The organism is Variovorax sp. Soil_C_39 (assembly GCF_057656815.1).
In genome coordinates, this window is sequence record NZ_JBDGJQ010000009.1 from 187,405 (window position 1) to 210,797 (window position 23,393).

Genomic DNA, 23,393 nt, shown 5'->3' on the forward strand with positions numbered 1-23,393 from the left:
GCTCCTTCTTGAAGGCGAGATCAATCCTGCGGTGGAAGCCTGGCCTCACGGACGACCGTGTTGAACTTCGACACGTCGCCGAGGAACTTGGCCTGGAATGCCTCGGGAGTGCTCGCGACAACCTCGTTGCCGGCATCTTCGACGGTCTTGCGAACCGAAGGATCCTTGCTGATCTCCGATATCTCGCGCTGGATCCGGTCGATGACCTCGCGAGGCGCGGTCGACGGCGCGAACACGCCGTGCCAGCTCGTCAATTCATAGCCGGGCACCGTCTCCCCCACCGTCGGAACTTCAGGAAGTGCCGCAGAGCGCTTCGGACCAGTGACAGCCAAGGCCTTCAGCTTTCGACTTCGGATTGCAGGCAGTGCAAGCTGAATCGAGAGAAGGCCGACAGTCACCTCGCCACCCAGCATGGCGGCATACATCGGCCCCTGGCCTTTGTAGGGAACTGCAACCAGGTCCGTGCCTGTCTCCACCTTGAACATCTCCATGCCCAGTTGAAGGGTGTCGGCGACGCCGGCCGAGCCAAAGAACAGCTTCCCAGGCTTGGCCTTGGCCAGAGCGATCAATTCCTGGACTGACTGAACCTCCATCTGCGGGTGAGCGGCGATCAACATCGAGCTTGCGATGAACTGGGTGACTGGGCGCAGGTCCTTGACTGGATCGAAACGAAGCTTCTGGAACAAGGCCGGAAAGATCGCGATCGTGCTTGGTGCGTAAAGCAACGTGTAGCCGTCTCCAGCCGATCTCGCGACCTCGCCGATTCCGATCGTTCCACTCGCACCGGGTACGTTCTTGACGATCACCGGAACCTGCATCCGGTCGGACAGCTTCGTCGCCAGAAGCCGCCCCATGACATCGACGGCTCCGCCGGGCGCATAGGGGACGATGATCGTGACGGTGCGCGCGGGGTACGACTGCGCGGATGCTTGGTGGATGCCGAGCCAGGGCATGAGCATTGCAAGGCAGACCAGATGGCGGCGATGGATCGACATGGCGAAGGCCTCCTGAACGTGTGAGTCCTAGTGAGCTCACTTGGAGCAGAACATGTCGGTGTCGCCCGAAGGCATCACACCGGCACCTGAGCGGCGTCGTAGCCGTAGATCCAGTCGGCACGGCGAATGGCTCCCCCGGGGCGGAGCCATTGGTCCAGCTTGTATCCCACGTCGCGGCGAATCTGAGACCAAGCCGACTGCGTCTGGCACACATCCGCCCGATCTCTGGAGCTGAGTTGGACGCGCGACGTTCTGCCCTTGCGGACGGACTCGTACACACGAAGCGCTTCGATGGGATCCGAATGCGCAGCCAGTACACGCGCAAGCACCAGTCCGTCCTCCATCGCGATGGCCCCCCCTTGCGCGAAGAAAGGCAGCATCGGATGAGCGCTGTCACCCAGCAAGCTGACCCGGCCCTCCGACCACTTCGGCAGAGGATCCCTATCGAACAGCCCCCACTTGAAGCATTTGTCGGTCGCGCCGAGAAGCGTGAGCAGCGATGGATGCCAGCCCTTGAAAGCGTCCATCAGTTCCTGCTTGTCACCAGGCACCGACCAGGACTCCTCTGCCCACACATCCACCTTGCGATGCGCGATCCAGTTGACGAGGCGATCCGGGCGCACGTAGTAATGAACGATGCATCCTTTCGGCCCCATCCAGTTCAGGGAGTCCGGCGGAATGAGCCCTGCGGGCAGCCTCGAAGCATCCACCTGGCCGCGCCAGCAGATCACCCCCGTGAACCGGGGCGCATCCTCGCCAAGCAATTCCGCGCGGACGCTCGAATGGATGCCATCGGCACCGATCAGTACATCGCTCTCCTCTTCGGTGTTGTCCGCGAAGCGCGCGATCACCGAATGCTCGTTCTGCTGGAGTCCAACCAGACGCTTGTTCAGCTGGAACGTGTCCTCAGCCAGCACGGTTCGCAGATGCTCGTGAAGATCCGAGCGCTGGACCTGGAAGAAGGGGGAGCCGAACTGCTCGATGCAAGCTTCGCGCGTGGGAGACCTGAACAGCTCACGGCCGGTGCGCCAGTTTCGGGCCACGTGGTTCCTGGGTTGCGCACCGAAACGCGCCAGCCCCTCACCGAGGCCGAGGGCCGTCAAAACGTTGACGGCATTGGGGCCCAGCTGGATTCCGGCGCCGACCTCACCGAAGGCGCGAGCCTGCTCGAACCCGCGCACCTCGAAGCCGGCGCGCTGCGCTGCGATGGCGGCGACCAATCCCCCGAGTCCTGCGCCGATGATGGAAATACGAGGTTTGCGATTCACAGTGGTTGCGTCGAGTTGTGAGTTTCAGAGAAGAAGCGTCGAGCTATTTTGTATTTGTACATACATTAATGAAGCCGGCACTCAGCGTCAAGTAACTATTTTCCCTAAGGACATGTAGTTTTTTTCAATTCATTTGGAACGTATACATACAAACTTGCAGCGGCAGTCAGTCGCGAAGAAGCGCTTTCGTCGGCACTTGAAAGCTCACGATCGCTTGCGCCTGGCGGGCGAAGGTTTCGCTCGCTCAACGGGTGCGGGATCCGCTGCTGCAGCTTTCGTTGGACGGCTGATGCACTCCGTCAGGGCCGCAGCGGCCTCTATGACGCGCGAGGCCAGGAATTCCTCGTTGAACATCTCGAACTGCCGGACATCGCCAACGACGCTGATGCTGCCGAGCACCCTCTGGTTCTCGTCGAAGATGGGCGCGGAGAGACCCACGCGGCCGACTTCCATCTCTCCACGGGTGACGCAGTAGCCCTTCTTGCGCAACGCGAGCATCTCCTTGGACAGCTGGCGCCACTCCGGCAGCGCGCTGTCCGCCGCCTGGAGTCGATCGAAGACCCGTCGCATTGACCTGGGCTGCAGATGGGCGAGGATGATTCGCCCTGTTGCCCCCCGGTGCAGCGGCATCGCACGGCCGCGTCCGAACTGGAGTGCCGCCATGCCGCTGCCGCCCTCCTCGTGCAGCGTGATCACCGTGTCGTCATAGAGCTCGCTGAGCAGCGCGCTCAGGCCGGTCTCTGCCGCGAGCGCCTCCAGCAGTTCACGGCCGTGGTGAAGCAACGGATCGGTCTGCCTCATCTGGAGATCGAGCTGGATGATCCTCGCGCCGAGAGCGTAGCCGCCGGGCAACCTGACGAGCAAACCTGCCTCGGTGAGTTCGCGGATGTACCGGTAGGCGGTCGACGGACCACAGTCCAGCACCGCGCAAACCCGCGCCGCGTCGACGGTGGGTCTCGACGGCGTGATCAGCCGCAGCACTTCCAGCATCTTGCTCAGGCTGGACATGGATTGCCACTTTCTCTCATATCAGGAATTTCGGTCGGACCTCAGGAGTAGTCGCTGGTATTTAGAACGGATTTACGAATATATGGGAATTTCGCTTTTTTCTCCATCGACAGCAACCCTCCCCTGCCGCATCGCAAGACGCGGCAGCCTGCTTCGCGTGCCGAGCAGAGATCTAGGCGCTTTCCTGTTCGTTCCAGTCCCGCAGGAACCGGATCAGGGCGCGTGCATGCACGGACAAGTCGGCGTCGGGCGGCTTGCAGATCACCATGTCCAGTTGCGCCCATTCGTCGCGCAACCGGACGACGTTGAAGTCGGCAATCCCCCGCATCGACCGTGCCGTCGTTTCCGGGATCAGTGCGATGCCGGCGCCCTGCGCTGCGAGATGGCATGCCATGTCAAAGCCGCGCAGCTGCGCACGGTGCCTGAACTTCCTGCCCTGTCGATGCGCCACGTCTTCGAGCATGACCTGGATCGCCGTTCCGCGACCCAGCCCGACAAAATCAAATTCAAGCAGGTCGACGAAGTCCACCTCCGCTCCATCCGCAAGCGCTCCCTGCACCGGCCCAACGACCACGTAGCGGTCGCTGCGGTAGGGAACGGACTCCAGCGACTTCATGTCGACGGACTGCGCCACGATGCCGAAGTCGGCCTTGCCTTCCCGCACCGCGTCCGGGATCAGGTGATTGGCGACTTCCTCGATGTTCACGTCCACAGCCGGGTTCTGCACCAGGAACCGAGCGAGCGGCCGGCCCAGGAATTCCAGCAGCGACGCGGAGTTGGAATAGACCTTGACGTAGCCACTGGTGCGCTCCGCGTACGCGGCCATCTCGTCCTTGAGCTGCTGCATGCCATCGAGCAGGCGGTAGCTGTGCTGCAGCAGTGCACGCCCTGCGTCGGTGGGCGTGACCCCGAGGCGGTCACGCACCAGCAGCGGCGAACCGATGACGCGCTCCATCTCCTTGATCTGCACGCTGGCCGCGGCCAGCGACCGATGCGCTCTTGCAGCGCCATGGGTGATGCTGCCGGCTTCCACGACGCGCACGAACAAGAGGAGATCCGAGAAATCAAACTGCATGGCGGGTCAATTCAGGGTGATGACCGACGCAATATACGCACCGTTCAGGAGCCTTGTTCGGCAACGAAGGCAGCCACCCAAACTTGCAAATTGTGTCGCTGTGCCCGCCGCAGGAGACTTGCCGCTCCAACCGGGCCCAGCCCCCAACCAAGGACTCCGACCTCATGACCTACACCATTGCCGCCAGATGCCCGACCAGCGGGAAGCTGGGCATGGCCATCGCCACTTACTCGCTCGTCGCGGGGCAGCTTTGCCGCGGCATGCAGGCCAACATCGGCATCGCCATCACACAGGCGTTCCCGCGCCAGGCCAATCAGTCCACCGCATTGCGCCTGCTCGATGCGGGGTTCTCGGCGGCCCATGTGCTGCAGATCCTGCAGGCCGACGATCCGCACGCCGAATACCGGCAGACATGCGTGATGGGCCGCAGCGGTCGCCCGGCCGTCTTCACCGGCACACAGGCCCGCGGCTGGGCCGGCCACTTCATCGGCGAGGACTTCGCGGCCTTCGGCAACGTGCTGGCCGACCAGCGCGTGCTGGACGCCATGTGCGAAGCATTCACTCGGCGAACGGACGATGCCCTCGAGGACCGTCTGCTCGCAGCGATCGAGGCCGCACGGGATGCCGGAGGTCAGGCCGGCCGGAGCGGACATCTGCCGGAACGATCGGCTGCCATCGTCGTGGTCGACCGGGAGGACTATCCCGAGCTCGACCTCCGGGTGGATTTCCACCCGGCGGCGGTGGACGAACTGCGGCGCCTCCATGATGCCTACCGTCCGTACCACGACTACTACCGCCTGCGCGCGACGGCGCCCGGGACCGGCCTTCCGCAAGAAGAATTTCAAGCCAATCTCGACCGCCAGCACGTCCTCGCACGCGGCACGGCCTGACCCAACCCGGAGTTTCCGAATGCCCCACTCTTTCAGCCGGCGTACCGCCCTCCAGTGGATGGCCTCGACCGCGTTTGGCGCTGCCTTCGCGTCGGCCGCAGCCGACGCCTATCCCAGCCAGCCCGTCAAGATCGTCATGCCGTTCGGCCCGGGAGGCGCGGACGCGCTCTACCGCATCGTGGCGGAGCGGCTCCAGGACCTCTGGAGCCAGCCTGTGCTCATCGACTACAAACCCGGTGCCGCCACGGTGGTCGGTACCGACTTCGTGACCAAGTCCAAGCCCGACGGCTACACGCTCGGCATGGCCGGTGCGAACCTGGCCGTCAACCCGATCTTCTACAAGACGCCGTACAAGCGCGAGGACTGGCGCGGCGTCGCCAATCTGGTGGAAGTGCAGATGGCATTGGTCGCGCGCCCCGATGCCCCGTTCAACAACGTCAAGGAACTGGTCGCCTACGCCAAGGCCAATCCGAACACGGTGAACTACGGCATCGCCGGTCTCGGCGCGACCTATATGGGCATGGAGATCCTGATGCGCCGCGGCGGTTTCTCCATGCTCAAGGTGGGCTTCAACAGCAACGGGACAGCCCAGTCCGAGCTGCTCGGTGGACGCCTGGATGTGCTGGTCGACCCGCTGGTCGGCCTGGCGCAGCACATCAACGCCGGCAAGATGAAGGTGCTGGCCATGCTCGGCGAGAACCGGTTCGAAGGATGGGAACAGCATCCGACGCTGAACGAATCGCTGCCTGGCCTGGCGGTCAGCCCCTACTACGGCGTGATCGTTCCGCGCGCAACGCCGGAACATGTGGTCGCGAAGCTCCAGGCGGATCTGGCGAAGGTCATCGGCGACAAGGGCACGCAAAAGCGCATCGCTGCACTGGGATTGGTGCCGCACTTCCAGACCGCGAAGGAATTCGAGCAACGCTCGGATGCCGATGTGCGCGCCTTCAATGACATGGCAAGGAAGATGAACATCGTCCTGCAGTGATGCGGCTGGCAAGGCGCAACCGCGCACCGCTTGTGATGTCGCCAAGGCATGGACCCGAAATTCTGGCTTCTGCCCTGCTTTTCCGCTTAACGAGAATTTAATCGGGTGGTGTCATGATCCGTTTCGGCGCGATCCACCGAATGTCACCACCATGCACCTCCTTCTCGTCGAAGACGACCGAATGCTCGCAGAGGCGGTATGCGAAGGCGCGAGCCAGATCGCTTGGAGCATCGATCACGTCGGAGATGCCTCGGGTGCGCGCCTGGCTCTCGTGGACCACAACTACTCGGCCATCCTGCTCGACATCGGCCTGCCGGGTGACTCCGGACTGACGGTGTTGCGCGCGCTTCGAAGCCGCTACGATCCGACACCGGTGCTCATGCTGACCGCCCGGGGCCAGCTCAGTGAGCGCATCCAGGGGCTGGATGCAGGGGCCGACGACTATCTGGTCAAGCCGTTCCAGTTCGATGAGCTCTGGGCGCGGGTGAGAGCCGTCATCCGCCGCAGCGAGGGCCGGGTGGTCCCGGTGGTCACGCATGGGGACGTGACGATCGACCGCAGCAAGCGCGTGGTGACACGCGGCGGCACCGAGGTACCGCTGAGCGCGCATGAATACCGCACCCTTCTGGCCCTGCTTGCGCGCCCGGGCCACGTGGTCACGCGCAACCAGTTGCAGGATGTGGTCTACGGGACAAGCAGCACCATCGAGAGCAACACCATCGCCGTCTTCATCCACCAGCTGCGCAGGAAGCTCGGGGACGATGTCATCCGCACGGTGCATGGCCACGGGTACGTGATCGGACAGCCACAAGCATGAGATCGCTGCGGTCCCGGATGCTGACCGTCCTGGCGACCGTGGTGCTCTGCTGGACGATCGCGCTCGCGGCGCTGGTGCTGTATTTCACGCACAGCCAGAACAGCGTCTGGGACGACAAGTTGGAGTCCATCGCCACGCGCTTCCTGCTGTCGCTTCCCGCGGGCAAGGAGCTGCAGGCAAGCGGCGAGAGCCTGAAGCTTCGCCACGCTGCCTCGCCCGACAGCGCACAACTGGTGTTCCAGGTCTGGTTGGACCGCAGCCGCATGGTGGCAAGCACGCCCGGCTCGCCGGCCACGGCGCTGCGGCCGGACTTCGCCGAAGGGCCTGCGACCAGCGTGATCGATGGTGTGCACTGGCGCGTGTATTCCGTCTCCGACAGCACCGGACGCGTCTACGTCCAGGTGGGCAACGTGCACAGCCTGGTCGCCGGCGAGATGCAGAAAAGGGCACTCGTCGCGCTGGCACTCAACACGCTCCTGCTGATGCTGGTCGGCGGGCTGATGTGGTTCGCGGTGCACCGCTCCCTCAGGCCGGTGGAGGCCGTGGGGGCAGCGCTGCGCGGCCGGCGAAGCTTCGATCTCACGCCGCTGTCGGGACAGGCGCTGCCGTCCGAACTCCAGCCTCTGGTCGCGTCGTTCAACCATGTGCTCGCGCAACTGAGCGGGGCGGTGGAAGGCGAGCGCCGTTTCATCGCCGACGCGGCGCACGAACTGCGCACACCGCTTTCCGCGCTCCAGGCCCAGGCGCAGGTCGCCATGCATGCGCAGACGACCGCCGAGAAGGACGCCGCCTTGGCGAAGCTCGTCGTCGTCGTGGAGCGCACCGTCCGGCTGTCGGAGCAATTGCTTGATCTCGCCCGGCTCAATGCCGGTGCAAACGCGCCGGAACACACGAACGCCGACCTCAGCGAACTGATCCTTCACATCATGCGCGAGTTCGAGGTGTACGCACAGAAGCAGTCGCGCTCCATCACCCTTGCCATCGAAGCCGCCCCCATCCAATGCAATGTCGACGAGATCGGCATCCTGCTGCGCAACCTGGTGGACAACGCGCTGCGCCACACGCCCGCGGATGCGCGCATCAGGATCAGTTGCGGACATGACGCCAGCCCCGGCGGACCGTTCGTCTATCTCGAGGTCGCGGACGATGGCCCCGGCGTGCCGGAGGCCGAGCGCGAGGCCATCTTCCGCCGCTTCTACCGGGCTGCCGGCGCCGATGCGCGCGGCAGCGGCATCGGCATGTCGCTGGTAGCGGGCATCGCCCAGCTTCACCACGCGAGGATCCGGACCTCGGAAGGCCTGGAGGGACGCGGCTTAGGCATCCGGATCCTCTTTCCCGCCGCAGAACCCGCCTAGCTTGGTGGCGGGTCCGCCGGATCGTCAAAACCGATAGGCGTAGCCGATCCGCACCGCGGTCGAGCTCGAGCGTTCGACCAGCGGACTCTCCTTGATGCCACTGCCGAGACGCGTTGCGCTGAAGTCGACAAACAGGTTCTGCTTCGGCGCGATCGCGTAGTCGAGGCGCAAGCCCAGTTCGAGATTCACGGTCGAGCGGCCGTCGTAGCGCACGCGGTCGACCCGAGCCTCGGACGCACGCACGCCGTAGTAGTAGCCGACGTACTTCTTGTCGAGCCACTGCGCCGAGACACGCGGCGTGAGGCCGAATGCACCGGATGCAAAACGGCGCTCCAGCTGCAGCTTGAACTTCGTACCGTTGCTGTGACCCGATCCATCCGCCAGGAGTTCGGCCGACAGGTCGGCAGCGTCGCTGCGCCAGGCTGCGGCGCCGCCGAGCCAGACGCCGGCCTTGCGCTCGTCCATGCCGGTGAGATAGGGCGAGTCTTCGGCTTCGTAACCATCGCCGGCATAGCGGGCACGCAGCCGGAACGCCACCGGACCTGCCGACGGCAGTTTCACGTCCAGGCTGGGGCCCTGGATGCTGACGTACCTGTTCTCATACAGGATCAGCGGTAACACGCGCGCCTTGTCGTCGAACTCGCGGTAGGGGCTGCGCTCGAAGCCGAGGCCGATGCCCAGGCCCCATTGAGAGGTGCCCTCCCGGTTTCCGGTGGGCTCTTCAGCCCACGCGGCGGGCGCAGCGAGCCCGCCCAGTGCGAGCGCGGCCATCAGCAAGGCGCGGGCGCCGGCGTCGAGTCGAGGATGGAATTCATTCATCTGTGGGTACCTGAGGGTTGGAAGAAAAAAAGGAGCCGGCATCGGCATCCGTCGATGTGGAAGCCGGCGGATTGCCGTCGTGCACAAGGCTCTGGCGGCGTTGCAGGTAGAAATCACGCACGAAGAGGTAGCGGTCGAGCGCGACCGCGTCGAGCATCGAGGACGCCGACAGCAGCGACGACCGCGCCTGGGTGATCTGCAATGGCATGGCCGCGAGCTCGAACCTCGGCGAGGTGACGTAGTCCACCGGCATGGCCAGCGAATCGCGCAGCACCGAAGGCCCGAGCAGTGGCCAGACCACGTAGGCGCCCGGACCCACGCCCCACCTGCCGAGCGTCTGGCCGAAGTCCTCACCGTGGCGCGGCATGCCCCAAGGTGTTGCGGGATCGAAGATGCCGAACACGCCGACGGTGGTGTTGACTCCGAAGCGGGCCAGGTCCGACAACCCGTCGATCGGGCGGCCCTGCAGGAACAGGTTGATGGCGGAACCCACGTCCAGCGGATTGGCGAAGACATTGCCCACGCTGTGGCGAACCGGTGCGGGCACGACCCTGGCATAGCCGCGCGCCACCGGCGCAAGCACCGCCTCGTCCAGCGCATCGTTGAAGGCGAAGACCCGACGGTTCATCGCCTCCATGGGATCGGGCCGCTGGGGGACGGCACAGCCGACCAGGAGCAGCCCGGAGAGAAGTGCGGCAATTGCAGCGATGCGGCGGGTCATGGCGCGGCCTGCGATGCAGGAACGGATGCGGGCACGGGCGACTGGCGGGCGAAGCGGCGTTTGAACGCCTGCTCGACACCCTCCGCATAGGTGAAGACCACCGGCACCACCAACAGGCTCAGCAAGGTGGATGTGACGAGGCCGCCGATCACGGAGATCGCCATGGGCTGGCGGAAGCTCGCGTCAGGACCAAGCCCGAGCGCGATCGGCAGCATGCCCGCGATCATCGCGAAGGTCGTCATGATGATCGGGCGTGCCCGCTTGTGGCAGGCATCGACCAGTGCATCGAACATCGACAGGCCGCGGTCGCGAATGCCGACCACCGCGTACTCGACGAGCAGGATCGAGTTCTTCGCCACGATGCCCATGAGCATCACGAGGCCGATCATCGACGGCACGTTGAACTCGCTGCGCGCAAGCACCAGAGTGATGAAGGCACCGCCCAGCGACAGCGGTATGGCCGAGAGGATGGTCACTGGCTGCAAGAAGTCCTTGAAGAGCAGCACCAACACGCAGAACATGCAAAGCACGCCGACGAGGATCGCCATGCCGAAGCCCGAGGCGAGCTCCGACGCAAGCTCGGCATCGCCGGTCTCGATCATCGCCACGCCGGAAGGCATCTCCAGCGCTGCCGGCAGCGCGCGTGCCGCGGCCAGCGCGGGCCCCATCGGCATGCCGCCCAGATCTGCACTGACCGTGACATACCGTTGGCGGTCGAATCGATCGATCTGCGCCGGACCGCTTTCCAGCGAGAGCGTGGCAACGCTGCCGAGCGGCACAAGGCCGGTTCGCGCCGGCACGCGCAGGTTCGACAGCACCGCAAGATCCTGGCGCGCCGCATCCGCAACGCTTACCCGGATGCCGACCTGCCGCTGGTCGAGGTTGAGCTTGGCCAGCTGGGCGTCGAAATCGCCGCTGGTGGCGATGCGGACCGTCTCCCCGATCACCGTGGTGCTCACGCCGAGCTCGGCGGCGCGCTGCAGGTCGGGGCGCACGACGATCTCCGGGCGCTCCAAGCTGGCGGTCGATGCAATGCCCGTGAGGCCGCTCAAACCGCGAAGCTCACGTTCGAATGCCTGCGCGCTGGACTTGAGCGCCTCCGCGTTGTCGCTTGCCAGGATCAGCGACAGCTTCTCCCCGGGGCCTTCGCCGGCAACGGCGAACCGCGCACCCGGAACGCCCGCCAGCGCCTGACGCACCTTTTTCTCGACCTCCATCTGGCCGGGCCGCTCGTCGCGCGGCGCCAGCACCAGGGTCAGCGTGCTCCTTCGCACGTCGGAGGCCGGCGCGTCGCCGCCCGGAGGCGCGACGCCCGCGGCCGTGAACACGCCGCGTACGCCCGGGATCTGAACGAGTGCGAGACGGGCTCGCTCCGACGCGGCGAGCGTCTCCGCCAGCGAGCTGCCGGGCGCAAGCTCGAGGTTGACCGAGATGAAGCCCCGGTCCGATGGCGGGATCAGGCCGCTCGGAATCAGTGGCACCAGTGCAAGCGCGCCCAGGAAAAAAGCAGTGGCTGCCCCCAGCGTCGTCTTGCGATGGGCCAGGCACCAGCGCACGGCGGCAAGATAGCCGCGCATCAGTGCGCCGTCCTTCCCGGATTCGGCTTCATGCGGCCGGTCCTTGAGCAGCCAGGCCGCCATCATCGGTGTGAGCAGCCGCGCCACCAGCAGCGACGACAGCACCGCGATCACCACCGTCCAGCCGAACTGCCTGAACAAGAGCCCCGGTATGCCGCTCATCAGCGCTGTCGGCACGAACACGACCACCAAGGTCATCGTGGTCGCGATCACGGCCAGGGCGATCTCGTTGACCGCGTCGACGGTCGCCAACTGCACCGGCTTGCCCATCCGGCGATGGCGTTCGATGTTCTCGATTTCGACGATCGCGTCGTCCACCAGAATGCCCACGACGACCGCCAGCGCAAGCAGCGTCAGCATGTTGAGGGAATAGCCGAGCCACGCCATGGCTGCAAAGGCCGGCAGGATCGACAGCGGCAGTGCCGCTGCCGCCACCAGCGTCGCGCGCCAGTCGCGCAGGAACCACCAGACGACCAGCACGGCCAGGATCGCGCCCTCGTACAGCATCTGCATCGAGCCGCGGTACTGCTCGCGGGTGTAGTCGACCGAGCCCGACACGGGTGTTACGCGCAGCTTCGGATCGTTCGCCTCCAGCTTCGCGATCGCCTTGGCGACGCCGTCGGCGATGCGGGTCTCGTCGAAGCCCTTGGCCCGGTAGACGCTGAAGCCGACCACCGGCTGGCCGTTCAGCAATGCGCCCTGCGTCCGCTGCGCGGAGGCGTCGTGGACAGTGGCCACCTGGTCGAGGCGCAGCTCGCGGCCGTCGGCCAGGGTGAGCGGCAGCGCGGCCAGCTCTCCCGCTTGCTTGACCGTTGCGACCGTGCGCACCGACTGTTCGGCAAGGCCCAGCTGGGTACGCCCTCCGGACGCGTCCATCTGCGTACTGCGAAGCCCGCGCGAGACATCGACGGCCGTCACGCCGTGGGCGGCAAGCCGGACCGGATCGACTTCGACGCGCACCTCGCGCTGCACGCCGCCCTGCCGGTCGACCCGGCCCACGCCGGGCACCGCCAGCAAGGCCTTGCTGACCGTATCGTCGACGAACCATGAGAGCGCTTCGTCGGTCATGCGCGTCGAGGCGATGGCGTAGGTGAGGATCGGACCGCCGCCGACGGTCACCGCGCTGACGGCCGGCTGCAGCAGATCGACAGGCAGATCCGATCGGATCCGGTCGACGGCATCTTTCGTGTCGAGGAGCGCGTCCGACAGGCGCTTCTCGAGCGCGAACTCGGCGCGGATCTCGACCTGGCCCTCGGTGATCGAGGTGCGTGTGTGCTTGAGCAGGCCGACAGCGGCCAGCGAGTTCTCGACCTTGCGCGCGACCTCGACCTCAAGCTGGGCCGGGGCCGCGCCGGGTTGCGCCAGGACGATGCTCACTGCGGGCAACTCCATGTCCGGCAGCGCCTGGATCGACAGCTGCTCGAACCCGCGCAGGCCCGCCAGCGACAACAGCACGAACATCAGGATCGCAGGAATGGGATTGCGAAGCGACCAGGTGGCGAAGTTCATGCTCATCCTCGCGCCGGAAGGTCGGCAGAGACCAGCGGTGCGCTGGCCGCCGGCCGTGCGATGCGAACCACGTCGCCATCGTTCAGGAGCCCGGCGCCCTGGGCCACCACGCGCTCACCCTCGCGCAGCGCTTCCATGATCTCGACCTCGCCGCCCTGGCGCCGGCCGACGGTAACGGCCTGCGCGGCCACGTGCGCAGCACCGCGCTCTTCCTGGACCTTGAAGACGTAGCTGCGGCCATCGCGAATCACCACACTGGCTGCGGGCACGACCATGGCAGGCCGCTGCGCGAGCACGATGCGGCCGGCGGCATACATGCCGGCACGCGTACTTCCCGGGCGCGTGATGTCCGCATACACCATCCCCATGCGCGAACGCTCGTCGAGTGCGGGCGCGGTCTGGCGAACACGCCCCGTTGCGCTGCCGCCGTCGGGCAGGCTGAGTTCGACGCGCTGGCCTTCCACGATGTCCAGCAGCTGCATGGCAGTGACTTCGCCGCGCCATTCCAGCCGCTGCTGGCGGATCAGGCGAAACAACTCCTGGCTGCTTGCTCCCACCGCCCCCAGCGAGGCACTGCGCGCGCTGATCACACCGTCGTCGGGCGCGACAACATTGGCATGGCGCAACTGGACCTGTTTCGCTTCCAGCTGGGCCTGCGCAATCTCGACCTGCGCGCGCGCAGTTTCGGCCTGGGTGACGTACTGCTGGACCTCCTGGTCGCTGATTCCCCCACTGCCGCGCAGCGCGAGGGCGCGTTGCTCATTGGCGTTGGCCTGGGCCGCCGTGGCACGCGCTTGCACGGTCGCGGCGCGCAACTGGGCGACCTCGGCGCGCAGGCCGGTGTCGTCGTACCGCGCCAGCACCTGGCCGCGCTTGACCGGATCGCCGACGTTCACGTTGACCTCGGTCAGGCGCAAGCCTGCCGCCTGCGATCCGACGATCGCTTCCTGCCAGGGCACGATCGTGCCCGTGGCATCGAGCACGGCAGGCCAGGTGACCTGCCGTGCCGCCGCAACGGTGACCGTCAACGCAGGCGGCACCCCGGGCGGCGGCGTGGTCGCCGCGGCCCGGGGCAGTGCCGCGACGAGCACGGCGCCGGTGGCAACGACGGCTGCGGCGACCAGCAACGGCACGCGCAGCGATCGCCAACGCGCCAACGAAGGCAACATCCCTGCGAGGGGCTCAGCGTGCTGATAGACGGGGTAGAACATAGGCGTTGCTTTCGGTGGTGATGGCAGTGGGCCCGGCCGCGCGCACCAGCGCGACCCAGGCCTGGGCGGCGTCATGCGCCGCCGCGATGGCGCTGTCCTGCGCAGCGGATTCCTGCCGCCGCGCGTCTTCGAGTTCGAACAGGCTCACGGCGCCCGCGCGCCATTGCGCTTCGGTGGCGGCCAGCGTGCGCCTTGCAGCATCGGTCGATTCACGCGTGCTGGCGATGCGTTCGCGGGAGGACGCGACGGCGGCCAAGGCGTTCTCCACCTCCTGGCTCGTCGTGCGCAACACCGCACGCAGCGTGGCTGCCGCGGCCCGATGCCTTGCCTGTGCACCTTCGACCTGCGCGGCGCCGGCACCTCCGTCGAAGACAGGCGCCGACAACGCCGGCGTCAGTGCCCAGGTCGTGAAGTCGAGCGTGCTGCCACCCGCGCGAAGCCACTGCCCGCTGATCGCCGCCGCAAGGTCGATTCGCGGCAGTCGTTCTGCCCGCGCGACCGCGATCTGCTCCCAGCTCGCAGCCACTTCACGTTCGGCCGCAACGACGGCAGGATGCGCGGCGAGCACCGTCGCGGGCAGGGCCAGCGCAACGGGCGGCGCCTTCGGCATCACCGCGGCCGTGCCGGCGGACGGGACCGCGCTGCGAACCTGCGCAGCATCGCGACCGGTGAGTGCCGACAGACCATTGACGATGCGCGCACACGATTCATTGCGAAGCGCCAGGCTGGTCCGCACAGCGGCGAGACCGCTTTGCGCGCGAGCCACGTCGACGGGCGCGACAAAACCTGTCGCCAGTCGTCGAAGCGTCAGCGCAAGGACCGATTCGCGCGAACGGATGTCCTCGCGCACAACGGCGCGCGAGAAGTCGCAGGCGCGCAGTGCCAGCACCGAGTTGGCGATCTGCGCCGCAAGGCTCAGCCGCGCGGCCTCCGCGTCAGCCGTACGGGCATCCAGCCGATGCTTTGCCGCCTCGACCGACTTTCGGACCCGGCCAAAGAGATCGATCTCCCAGCTCAAGCCGAGTCCTGCAGAGGCGGTGGTCTCGAGCGAGGTGGCCGAGGTGTCTCCGCTTGTGCCGAGGCTGCGAGCCCGCGTCGCCGTGCCGTTCAGCGAGATCGCTGGCAGGCGCTGCGCCGCGTCGCTGCCGAGACTTGCACGCGCCTCATCGACACGCGCCACGGCCTGCGCCACCGACGGGCTGTCGGCCATTGCATGGTCAGCCAGTTCGTTGATGGCGCTGTCGTTGAGGAGCGTCCACCAACGATTGCCGGGGAATGCAGCCGCCGCATCGGGAAGAGGCACCGCTGCCGACCATGCTGTCGGCGCAGAAAACGCCGGAGGCCGGTAGTCCGGCTGCGTCGTGCAGCCGCCCGCGACCAGGACGCCTGCAACGATGGCCGCCCCCGCCATGGCTCTCGGCCCCCCCGCGAAGATCGCAGAGGCTCTCACGCCGGCGTCTTGCCGCAGCGGTGGCGACCCTGCAACTCATGCGCGGATCGCGGCGCGGTGCAAGGCACGTAAGTTTCGATGTGGCGGTTCGGCACGGTGACTCCAGTTCGATGCGAGCTCGGACGACATGTCTTTGCTGGCAGGACTCGATGCTGAACACCGCCGGTTAATAACTTTTTGTGTAGATTGGGATTTGATTAATGGCGCGAAACGCACCTCAAGATCAAGATGCCTCTGGCAGCACGGGTCGGTGCGGGAGCGGGTTCAGCGGAAGAGCGCTGCGTCCATTTCGCGCAGGTCGGCCGCAAGGCGCACCGTCACTCCGTCCAACATGTCGAGCACTTGGGTCTGCAGATCGATCCCGGGTGCGATTTCCGTCAGCACCAGCGCGTCGGGGTGGACTTCGAAGACCGCGCGCTCGGTGATGATCTTGGCCTGTTGGCCGCGCTCGGCCACGTTGCGCCGCACGGGGTAGGTGATGTGGTCTGCGGCCTTCACGAACTTCCTGACCTTGCCTTCCTTGAGGATGACCAGCTTGCCATCCTTGAACTCGACCTCGAGGCCGCCCGTGGTGAACGTGCCGGTGAACAGCAGCTCCCGCGCGTTATAGGCAATGTCGATGAAGCCGCCGGCGCCCGGATTGGCGACGCCGAAGCGCGAGACATTCACGTTGCCCGCCTCGTCGAACTGGGCAAAGGCCAGGGCCGCGAATGGGCATCCGCCGCCATCGATGAAATCGAACTGGCTGACACCGTCCAGCAACGCCTCGGGGTATTTGTTGGCCGAGAACTGCCAGCCACTCATCACCAAGCCGCCGAACGGGCCATGTTCTGTTGTGAATTGGTAGTCGCGGTACCCGCCTTCCTTGAAATGGCCGTCTTCCAGCAGGACGGTGGGCACGTCGGACGAAGCACCGAAACCAAAGATGGAGGTCACGCCTGGCCGCACTTCGAGCGCCGCGCGCCGCGCAATGATCTTGTCCGTGCCGAGAGGCAGACGGTCATCCGTCTGGCCATCCCAGGGCACACCGCCCAAATAGCTTTCTTCATACGGCACCTGAGTGGTCATCATCTGATGCTCGTCCACCACCACCTTGTCGACCAGCACGCCGGGGATCTTGACCATGGTCGCAGGGCGGCTGCCTCGCTCCACGATCCGGCGGACCTGAGCGATGACGGTGCCGCCGCATGCCTTGACCGCCAGTGCGATCTGAAGCGCTGCGGAATGAATGGGTTCGTCCTCGAATGACAGGTTGCCGAATTCGTCGGCCGTCGAAGCCCTGATGAAGCCCACATCGAGCGGCCAGCTCGGGTAGAACAGGTAGTCCTCGCCCTCGAATTCAACGCGTTTGATCAGGTCGTCTTCGGCGAGCGTGGTGAATTTGCCGCCGGTCTGGCGCGGATCGGCATAGGTGTCGAGGCCGATCTTCGTGAGGTAGCCCGGACTGCGCCGCGCGACTTCGCGCAGCCAGTGCATGCTGGCGCCTATGGGCCAGCTGTAGGCTTCGATGCGGTTTTCCCGGATCAAGCGCATCAGCTCGGGGCGCTTGCCGGTCACGGGATCGACCGGGTTGACGTAGGAGCCGGACACGATGCGCTTCATGAGGCCTTCGATCGCCACATGGTCCATGCCTCGGATGGCCATCGCATCGCCGGTGCCGCAGGGAAAATAGAAGGTCACATCGCGCGGTTCGGCCGATGCCTTGAAACGGTCCGCCAGGCCCTTGAGCAGCGCATCCGGCGTGATCCATCCGATCACACCCACGCTGGCCACCGCATCGCCGCTTTTGACGACCGCAACGGCTTCTTCCACCGAGCAGATCTTGCTCATACTTTCACTCCGAATTTCCTGAGGGTCGCCTGCGCAGTGGCATGGCGGCAGTTGTCCTTGAAGAAGTGCGACGCGAGCAGATCGCCGCCTTCACCATCGGGGGCGCCGTGCGAGGCGAAGTACAGCTTCGTGGCGGCAATGGCTTCTTGCGGAAGGCGGGCATAGGAGGCAGCGACCTCGATCGCACGGTCCAGGGCCGCGCCGTCTTCGGTGAGGTGATCGGCCAGCCCGAGGCGCATCGCCTCGTCGCCGTGGAACGGTGTGCCGCCCCAGACCAGTTGCCGGGCCCGCGTGCGGCCGACGCGACTGATCACCGATTCGAGGCCCCATGGCGGGATCCATCCGATCTCGACCTCCGGGAGATTCCAGCGGGTGGAGCGCGCCGTGACCACCACGTCGCAACTAGCCGCCAGCACAAAGCCGCCGCCCAGTGCGAAGCCCTCCACGGCGGCAACGACGGGTTTGCGCAGCATGGCGATCTCGCGGCAGAAGAGCGCGGTGCGGGCTTCGTGGGCACACATGTCGTCCAACGACATGGCGCCGAGTTCCTTGAGGTCGCTGCCGGCGCAGAAGCCAGGCGCTCCGCCCGTCAGAACGATGGCGCCCACGTCCTCCCTGCCATCGAGCTGGGTCATCGATTCGCGCAGGCGCGCCACCAGCGCATCGCCCAGCGCATTGCGCCGCGCGGGGCGAGCGATCGTCAGCACGGCAACGCGGCCGCGCACATCCAGGTTGAGTTCTTCGTCATGCATCGAGTTGGGCTCCATCCTTGTTTAAGAGTGTTCTGACATCGGAGGCGCGCAGGCTGCGCACCGAAACTTTTTCCTTAACGCTGAGGGCTGCGGCATGGCCCATTGCGTGTCCGTAGCTGAAACATTGCGCAGTCACGCGCGCGGACGCCATGGCTTCGTGTTGTGCGCTGAGGCAGCGGCCCGTCGCCAGCAGGGATTCGCCCTGGCGCGGAATGAAGCAGCCCAGCGGAATGTCGTAGTGGTCCTCGTACAGCCACGAAAGCCGTGGCTTGCTCCCGCTGTGCAATTCGATCGGCCAGGCTGAACGGGCAATGGCGTCGGATCGCTTGCGTCCGGTTTCCACGTCCTGGTTCTGCAGGGTGTCGATGCCCGCGATCTGGCGGGTCTGGCGCACGCCGACCTGCACGCCGGTGTCGTTGAGCGTGGCGCTTTCGCAGCCGGCCAGGTTCGCCCGGAAGAACGCCCAGTACTGGCGTGCCTGCCGGCGGCCCTCGACTTCGGCTTCGGTGAGGTCGGCCGCCACCAACGGGTTGAGTTCACGTCCGTCGCGGCCGATGACGCGCGTGCAGTTGCAAAGCAGTTCGTTCTCGCGCGGCGTCGGGAACAGGAAGGCCTTGGTGCGAGGCAGTTCGTAGGTGCCCGCGGCGTTTGCCGCCAGAATCGCCTTGGACACGGCCTCGGGCATGATCGCGTCGCTGCCGTAGGTTGCCAGGAAGCGCTCCACGTCCACGTTTCCCATCCGGAAGATCATGGTGGGGTTCTGTACTTTTCCGTTCGCGCCCACATTCGTCGGCAAGCCAGCCATTGCAAATATGTCGGCGTCGCCACTGGCATCGATGGTGACCTGTGCACGGATGTCGATGGCGCCCTGTTTGGTGAAGGCTCTTACGCCTTCCACGCGCTCACCCCCCTCCATGTGCACGCCGATCACGGTTGCGTGATAGATCACCTGAACACCATGGCGCTGCAGCAGTTCATCGCCGGTTTCCCGCCACGCCAATGGCTCGTGCACCAGCGTATAGGTGTCGCCGTAACGCACTGGCCCAGTCAGTCCGCCTCTGCCGTTCATGGCGGTGATGAATTCGTCGACGAAGCCGAAGACGATCTTTTCCGGCTTGCCCGCAGCGTCGGGGCGTGCGAGGTACAGACCGCAGATGGTGCCCGACAGGCCGGCCACTGCCGCGCCACCGCAGAAGCCGTAGCGTTCGAGCAGCGTCACTTTCAGCCCTTGCCGCGCCGCCGTGCAAGCCGCTGCCAAGCCGGCCGCGCCGCCGCCTACCACCAGCACATCGGTCGTGACCATCTCTACCGGACGGCTGTCCAGCAATCGCGATTGACTCGTCATGAGCAACTCCTTCAGTTGTCGAGCATGGTGCGCGGCAGCCACAGCGCGATTTCCGGGAAGGCAACCAGCATCAGGACGGCCAACACCTGGATGCCGATGAAGGGCCAGACGGAGCGGAAGATGTCGCCCATCGTGATGCCGGGCGGCGCGGCGCCCTTGAGGTAGAAGGCCGCGGGTCCGAATGGCGGAGAGATGTAGGAGATCTGCATGTTCATGCAGAACAACACACCGATCCAGATTGGATCGAAGCCGAGAGCGACCAGCACAGGCACGAAGATCGGCGCGGTCAACAGCAGGATGCCGATCCAGTCGATGATGCAGCCGAGGACGACCCACACCAGGTTGACGACCAGCAGGATGCCCCACTTGCCAATGGGCAGCCCGGCAATCAGGTCCTTGAGGTACTGGGTGCCGCCGGCAATGGTGTAGATGCCGATCAGCGCGGAAGCACCGAAGAACAACCAGTACAGCATGCAGGTGACCTTGGTGGTCTCCACCACGGCGCTGGACATGCCGGCCCAGCTCAGGCGCCGATTCACTGCGGCTGCCACCACCGCGCCGGCGACACCGATGCCTGCCGCTTCGGTCGGCGTGGCAACGCCCATGTACAGGGAACCAAGAACCCCGAAAGCTACGGCGCCCGGCAGGATCAGCTTCTTGAGATAGCCGATTTTCTCCGACAGGGGAATGTTGATTTCCTCTGGCGGCGCAGCGGGTGCGATCTCGGGTTTCAGATAAGAGATCGTGACCACATAGATGATGTAGAGCCCTGCCAGCATGAGGCCGGGCAGGATGCCCGCCATGTAGAGCTGTCCGATGGAAGTGCCGGTCGTCAATGCATACATGATCAGGACCACGCTGGGAGGAATCAGCGTGGCAAGTCCACCGCCGGCGCAGATGGAGCCCAGCGCGAGCGACTTTCCGTACCCGCGCTTGAGCATGGCCGGCAGCGCCACGACACCCATCGTCACGATCTCTGCACCGATCACGCCGACCATCGCCGCCATCAGCGCGCACGAAATGATCACAGCGACGGCAAGGCCTCCACGGATGCGCCCGGACCACACGTACGCGGCCTTGAAGATGTCTTCTGCGATGCCGGCTTTTTCGAGCACCATCGCCATCAGGATGAAGAGCGGCACGGAGACCAGGATCTGGTTCCCCATGAGTGTGAAGACGCGGCTGACGATCAGATTCAACGTGTTCACGTCGAACAACCAGACGCCGAACACCACAGCGACGGCGCCGGTTGCGAATGCGATGGGCACACCGACCACCAGCGCCGAAACGAGCGCCAGAAGCAGGAGAAGGGTCAAGGTATCAACGGCCATGAATGTCTCTTGCAGCGGGATTGGGGGCAAGGCCGAGATCGACCAGCAAATTGGCGAAGCCTTGCAGCAGCAGCAGGACGCCGGCGATCGGAATGGCGAGCTTCACGGGCCACAGCGCCGGATTCCAAAGCGTGCCGCTTCCCTCGTGCTCGCGGATCGACGCCAAGGCCAGTTCCGCGCCGAAATAGATCAGCGTCAGGCAGTAGATCGAGAACAGGCCGAACGCGATGACGTCGACGTACTTTTTCAAACGGCCGCCACGGTCCGCGATGGGCTGGTACACCAGATCGACGATCACATGCTTGCGATGCAGCAGCGTGAAGCCACCGCCTAGCGCATAGGCCATGCCGGCGAGGTAGGTCATGGATTCGTCGGCCCACAGGGATGGTGCATTGAACACGCCCCGGCCGATGACTTCCTTGAGGATGATCAGGACGACTGCCACGATGAGCAGGCCGGCAATCCGGCCGACCCACTCGTTCACATGTCCCACGAATCGGACGTAGTGGTTCATGCGCGTCAGGCCAGCAGCTTCAGTTCACGCAGAAAGGCGCGCTGGGATTCCGCCGCCTGTTTGGCGAGCGGCCCCTTCGCGGCCCATTCATCAACCACGCCTTGGGCGACCTGGCGCGCACGAGCGATGTCGGCATCCGACCACACCACCAGTTCGACACCCTTTTTCTGCACTTCGGCCGCGACGCGTTTGTCGTTCTCGGCAATGCGGCTCACCTGGGTGGTCGAGAACTCGCGCCAGGTACGCTCCAGGATCTGTTTGACATCGTCGGGCAGGCTTTTCCAGGCACTGGCATTGACTGTGAAATCCTGGATGGGCATCGAGTGGAAGCCGGGGAAAGTCGCGTACTTGGCGACCTCGAAGAACCCGACCTTGGCATTGACCGAGATCGTGGACCAGTCGACGCTGTCGACAATGCCTTTCTCGATGGCGGAGTAGGCCTCACCGCCGGGCAGGACGACGATGGACGCGCCCATCTTGGCGATGGTTTCCGCAGCAATGCCCTGGGCGCCACGGTGCTTGATACCCTTGAAATCCTCGGGACGCCGGATGGGCTTCTTCGACGTGAGGGACTCGACGCCCCACCAGGTCGCGCCCACGGTGTAAGCGTTGAAGCGCTGGTAGGCCTTGCGCAGCATCTCGATGCCGCCCTTCTCGTACAGCCAGCGGTTCTGCTGCTCCGGCGAGCGGTATCCGAAGGCGAAGTCGCCGATGACGGCCAACGCCGGCTCCTTGCCCGCCCAATAGCCAGGGTACGTCGACTGGCCCTGCAGTACGTTCTGGCTGACTGCATCCAGGGTTTCGAAGGCGCCCACCACAGCGCCGGCCGCAAAGGTCTGGATCTCGAGCCGGCCGCCCGTATTGACCTTCACCTTCTCGGCGAATTCCTCGAAGTACTTGAAAGTGTCTTCGCCCGCGCTCCAGAGGGTCTGAACCCGCCACTTGGTCGGCTTCTGTCCGAAGACGATGGCGGGCATCCCGGCAATCAGTGCTGTTGACGACGCGGCAACCGCCTGCAGAACCCGGCGTCGATGAAAGTTGGTCATTGTTGTCTCCTGGTTGGGCATGGAAGCCGGTCAAAGGCTGGTATATCTGAACTAGTGTTAGTAATATATTAAGGAGGGCAAAAAAAAACTATAGGGTTTACGCTAGCCTCTGATGCCGTGGCTGCTCCCGAGCAAATTCCTGGTGAACTGCTCGGCGATGTCACTGACGTTGTCGCAGTGCTGGGCTACTTTTGATTCGTCACCGGCGACAATGGCACGCGTGAGTTCGGCATGTGCTGGACCCACCACAGGAAGGTTGTTGAAAGCACGATGGTGCGCAAAATAGAACCGCTGCGACAGCGTGTGGAGCGGGCGGAGAGCGCGAGCTGCAAATTTGTTTCGCGCGCACTGCGCAACGAACCGCTTGATTTGGAAGTGAAACTGAAGGTACGCCTCGGCCTGCTGCGACTCTCCAGCGCGCTGTATGCCGTCTGCCATTTCGAGCAGTTGTCTGCGCTCGTCGTCGGTGCATCGAACTGCCGCACGAATCGACACCAGTTTCTCCAACACCCGGCGCGCGTCCAGCACCGCCATTTGGTCCTCGACAGAGATTTCGCTCACCACGATCCCCGCGCGCCGGATCACGGTTACGAGACCGTCGATGGCCATGCTCACGACCGCCTCGCGAACCGGAGTGCGGCCGATGTCGAGCAGTTCGCTGAGGGAACCCTCGGTCCAGACGGAGCCCGGAGGCAGAATGAGCGTGACGAACCGCGTTTCCAACTCCCTGCGCGCTTTTTCGACCAGGGTGGGTTCAGGCGTGAAGTGCAGATCTTTATGCATATATCGTTGGAATTCTTGTGAAATACCAAGCGAGGATAGCGTGAACTGGCGGGCTGGAGCCTGCTCGCCACTGCCCCCGCTGCGCTTGCCGATGCCCCGGCGGGCGCGG

Annotated in this window: 20 protein-coding genes; 4 read left to right on the forward strand and 16 right to left on the reverse strand. The window is 65.2% G+C overall.

Annotated features, from left to right (window positions below; all coding sequences use genetic code 11):
- Nucleotides 1-20: 20 nt before the first annotated feature.
- The 4 genes from AC3A6J_RS21770 to AC3A6J_RS21785 all read right to left on the reverse strand — a co-directional run bounded on the left by AC3A6J_RS21770 (nt 21) and on the right by AC3A6J_RS21785 (nt 4,346).
- On the reverse strand, nt 21-995 hold the full coding sequence (locus AC3A6J_RS21770) for a Bug family tripartite tricarboxylate transporter substrate binding protein (protein WP_487862077.1): 975 nt from the start codon (nt 993-995) through the stop codon (nt 21-23).
- 74 nt (nt 996-1,069) lie between these two features.
- Nucleotides 1,070-2,263, reverse strand: coding sequence for an FAD-dependent monooxygenase (locus AC3A6J_RS21775; RefSeq protein WP_487862078.1), 1,194 nt, complete (start codon nt 2,261-2,263; stop codon nt 1,070-1,072).
- A gap of 204 nt (nt 2,264-2,467) precedes the next feature.
- Complete coding sequence (locus AC3A6J_RS21780) at nt 2,468-3,271, reverse strand: IclR family transcriptional regulator (RefSeq protein ID WP_487862079.1); 804 nt, start codon at nt 3,269-3,271, stop codon at nt 2,468-2,470.
- 172 nt (nt 3,272-3,443) lie between these two features.
- Nucleotides 3,444-4,346, reverse strand: coding sequence for a LysR substrate-binding domain-containing protein (locus tag AC3A6J_RS21785; protein ID WP_487862080.1), 903 nt, complete (start codon nt 4,344-4,346; stop codon nt 3,444-3,446).
- A gap of 164 nt (nt 4,347-4,510) precedes the next feature.
- Between AC3A6J_RS21785 and AC3A6J_RS21790 the strand changes: the two genes are divergently transcribed.
- The 4 genes from AC3A6J_RS21790 to AC3A6J_RS21805 all read left to right on the forward strand — a co-directional run bounded on the left by AC3A6J_RS21790 (nt 4,511) and on the right by AC3A6J_RS21805 (nt 8,396).
- The gene (locus AC3A6J_RS21790; protein ID WP_487862081.1) at nt 4,511-5,236 is read left to right on the forward strand and encodes a DUF1028 domain-containing protein; all 726 of its coding nucleotides are present in this window, start codon (nt 4,511-4,513) and stop codon (nt 5,234-5,236) included.
- A 19-nt stretch (nt 5,237-5,255) separates the two neighbouring features.
- A complete protein-coding gene (locus AC3A6J_RS21795) occupies nt 5,256-6,224 on the forward strand; it encodes a Bug family tripartite tricarboxylate transporter substrate binding protein (protein ID WP_487862082.1) in 969 nt (322 codons plus the stop codon).
- Nucleotides 6,225-6,375: 151 nt separating this feature from the next.
- Entirely contained in the window at nt 6,376-7,041 is a 666-nt protein-coding gene (locus AC3A6J_RS21800; RefSeq protein ID WP_487862083.1) for a response regulator transcription factor, read from the forward strand.
- 17 nt (nt 7,042-7,058) lie between these two features.
- The gene (locus tag AC3A6J_RS21805) at nt 7,059-8,396 is read left to right on the forward strand and encodes an ATP-binding protein (RefSeq protein WP_487862084.1); all 1,338 of its coding nucleotides are present in this window, start codon (nt 7,059-7,061) and stop codon (nt 8,394-8,396) included.
- Between the two features lie 24 nt (nt 8,397-8,420).
- Here the strand turns inward: AC3A6J_RS21805 and AC3A6J_RS21810 are convergent, their stop codons facing one another.
- From AC3A6J_RS21810 to AC3A6J_RS21865, 12 genes are all read right to left on the reverse strand, one after another.
- The gene (locus tag AC3A6J_RS21810) at nt 8,421-9,215 is read right to left on the reverse strand and encodes a MipA/OmpV family protein (RefSeq protein ID WP_487862085.1); all 795 of its coding nucleotides are present in this window, start codon (nt 9,213-9,215) and stop codon (nt 8,421-8,423) included.
- The gene (locus AC3A6J_RS21815) at nt 9,208-9,936 is read right to left on the reverse strand and encodes an MlaA family lipoprotein (protein ID WP_487862086.1); all 729 of its coding nucleotides are present in this window, start codon (nt 9,934-9,936) and stop codon (nt 9,208-9,210) included. The genes AC3A6J_RS21810 and AC3A6J_RS21815 overlap by 8 nt, the downstream gene beginning before the upstream one ends.
- Nucleotides 9,933-13,022 (reverse strand): efflux RND transporter permease subunit, encoded by a 3,090-nt coding sequence (locus tag AC3A6J_RS21820; RefSeq protein ID WP_487862087.1) that lies wholly within the window; start codon nt 13,020-13,022, stop codon nt 9,933-9,935. Before AC3A6J_RS21820 ends, AC3A6J_RS21815 begins: the two co-directional genes overlap by 4 nt.
- 2 nt (nt 13,023-13,024) lie before the next feature.
- Nucleotides 13,025-14,233: an efflux RND transporter periplasmic adaptor subunit gene (locus AC3A6J_RS21825; protein ID WP_487862088.1), complete on the reverse strand. Its 1,209-nt coding sequence runs from the start codon at nt 14,231-14,233 to the stop codon at nt 13,025-13,027.
- Entirely contained in the window at nt 14,205-15,644 is a 1,440-nt protein-coding gene (locus AC3A6J_RS21830) for an efflux transporter outer membrane subunit (RefSeq protein WP_487862089.1), read from the reverse strand. Before AC3A6J_RS21830 ends, AC3A6J_RS21825 begins: the two co-directional genes overlap by 29 nt.
- A 303-nt stretch (nt 15,645-15,947) precedes the next feature.
- The gene (locus AC3A6J_RS21835; protein ID WP_487862090.1) at nt 15,948-17,513 is read right to left on the reverse strand and encodes an acyl CoA:acetate/3-ketoacid CoA transferase; all 1,566 of its coding nucleotides are present in this window, start codon (nt 17,511-17,513) and stop codon (nt 15,948-15,950) included.
- Nucleotides 17,510-18,265, reverse strand: coding sequence for an enoyl-CoA hydratase/isomerase family protein (locus AC3A6J_RS21840; RefSeq protein WP_487862091.1), 756 nt, complete (start codon nt 18,263-18,265; stop codon nt 17,510-17,512). The genes AC3A6J_RS21835 and AC3A6J_RS21840 overlap by 4 nt, the downstream gene beginning before the upstream one ends.
- On the reverse strand, nt 18,258-19,610 hold the full coding sequence (locus AC3A6J_RS21845; protein WP_487862092.1) for an FAD-dependent oxidoreductase: 1,353 nt from the start codon (nt 19,608-19,610) through the stop codon (nt 18,258-18,260). The genes AC3A6J_RS21840 and AC3A6J_RS21845 overlap by 8 nt, the downstream gene beginning before the upstream one ends.
- A gap of 11 nt (nt 19,611-19,621) precedes the next feature.
- The gene (locus AC3A6J_RS21850) at nt 19,622-20,941 is read right to left on the reverse strand and encodes a TRAP transporter large permease (RefSeq protein ID WP_487862093.1); all 1,320 of its coding nucleotides are present in this window, start codon (nt 20,939-20,941) and stop codon (nt 19,622-19,624) included.
- Nucleotides 20,931-21,455 (reverse strand): TRAP transporter small permease subunit, encoded by a 525-nt coding sequence (locus tag AC3A6J_RS21855; RefSeq protein ID WP_487862094.1) that lies wholly within the window; start codon nt 21,453-21,455, stop codon nt 20,931-20,933. Before AC3A6J_RS21855 ends, AC3A6J_RS21850 begins: the two co-directional genes overlap by 11 nt.
- Nucleotides 21,456-21,460: 5 nt before the next feature.
- Nucleotides 21,461-22,501 carry a TRAP transporter substrate-binding protein gene (locus AC3A6J_RS21860; protein ID WP_487862095.1) on the reverse strand — a complete coding sequence of 347 codons (1,041 nt, stop codon included), beginning with the start codon at nt 22,499-22,501 and terminating at the stop codon, nt 21,461-21,463.
- A gap of 102 nt (nt 22,502-22,603) precedes the next feature.
- Nucleotides 22,604-23,284, reverse strand: a complete 681-nt coding sequence (locus tag AC3A6J_RS21865; protein WP_487862096.1) for a GntR family transcriptional regulator — start codon at nt 23,282-23,284, stop codon at nt 22,604-22,606.
- Nucleotides 23,285-23,393: the final 109 nt, after the last annotated feature.

Excerpts from the sequence above, each read along its gene's own strand:
- AC3A6J_RS21770 (WP_487862077.1), bottom strand. The coding sequence starts at position 995 with ATGTCGATCCATCGCCGCCATCTGGTCTGCCTTGCAATGCTCATGCCC.
- AC3A6J_RS21780 (WP_487862079.1), bottom strand. The coding sequence starts at position 3,271 with ATGTCCAGCCTGAGCAAGATGCTGGAAGTGCTGCGGCTGATCACGCCG.
- AC3A6J_RS21785 (WP_487862080.1), bottom strand. The coding sequence starts at position 4,346 with ATGCAGTTTGATTTCTCGGATCTCCTCTTGTTCGTGCGCGTCGTGGAA.
- AC3A6J_RS21790 (WP_487862081.1), top strand. The coding sequence starts at position 4,511 with ATGACCTACACCATTGCCGCCAGATGCCCGACCAGCGGGAAGCTGGGC.
- AC3A6J_RS21795 (WP_487862082.1), top strand. The coding sequence starts at position 5,256 with ATGCCCCACTCTTTCAGCCGGCGTACCGCCCTCCAGTGGATGGCCTCG.
- AC3A6J_RS21800 (WP_487862083.1), top strand. The coding sequence starts at position 6,376 with ATGCACCTCCTTCTCGTCGAAGACGACCGAATGCTCGCAGAGGCGGTA.
- AC3A6J_RS21805 (WP_487862084.1), top strand. The coding sequence starts at position 7,059 with ATGCTGACCGTCCTGGCGACCGTGGTGCTCTGCTGGACGATCGCGCTC.
- AC3A6J_RS21810 (WP_487862085.1), bottom strand. The coding sequence starts at position 9,215 with ATGAATGAATTCCATCCTCGACTCGACGCCGGCGCCCGCGCCTTGCTG.
- AC3A6J_RS21815 (WP_487862086.1), bottom strand. The coding sequence starts at position 9,936 with ATGACCCGCCGCATCGCTGCAATTGCCGCACTTCTCTCCGGGCTGCTC.
- AC3A6J_RS21820 (WP_487862087.1), bottom strand. The coding sequence starts at position 13,022 with ATGAACTTCGCCACCTGGTCGCTTCGCAATCCCATTCCTGCGATCCTG.
- AC3A6J_RS21825 (WP_487862088.1), bottom strand. The coding sequence starts at position 14,233 with ATGTTCTACCCCGTCTATCAGCACGCTGAGCCCCTCGCAGGGATGTTG.
- AC3A6J_RS21830 (WP_487862089.1), bottom strand. The coding sequence starts at position 15,644 with ATGGCGGGGGCGGCCATCGTTGCAGGCGTCCTGGTCGCGGGCGGCTGC.
- AC3A6J_RS21835 (WP_487862090.1), bottom strand. The coding sequence starts at position 17,513 with ATGAGCAAGATCTGCTCGGTGGAAGAAGCCGTTGCGGTCGTCAAAAGC.
- AC3A6J_RS21840 (WP_487862091.1), bottom strand. The coding sequence starts at position 18,265 with ATGCATGACGAAGAACTCAACCTGGATGTGCGCGGCCGCGTTGCCGTG.
- AC3A6J_RS21845 (WP_487862092.1), bottom strand. The coding sequence starts at position 19,610 with ATGACGAGTCAATCGCGATTGCTGGACAGCCGTCCGGTAGAGATGGTC.
- AC3A6J_RS21850 (WP_487862093.1), bottom strand. The coding sequence starts at position 20,941 with ATGGCCGTTGATACCTTGACCCTTCTCCTGCTTCTGGCGCTCGTTTCG.
- AC3A6J_RS21855 (WP_487862094.1), bottom strand. The coding sequence starts at position 21,455 with ATGAACCACTACGTCCGATTCGTGGGACATGTGAACGAGTGGGTCGGC.
- AC3A6J_RS21860 (WP_487862095.1), bottom strand. The coding sequence starts at position 22,501 with ATGACCAACTTTCATCGACGCCGGGTTCTGCAGGCGGTTGCCGCGTCG.
- AC3A6J_RS21865 (WP_487862096.1), bottom strand. The coding sequence starts at position 23,284 with ATGCATAAAGATCTGCACTTCACGCCTGAACCCACCCTGGTCGAAAAA.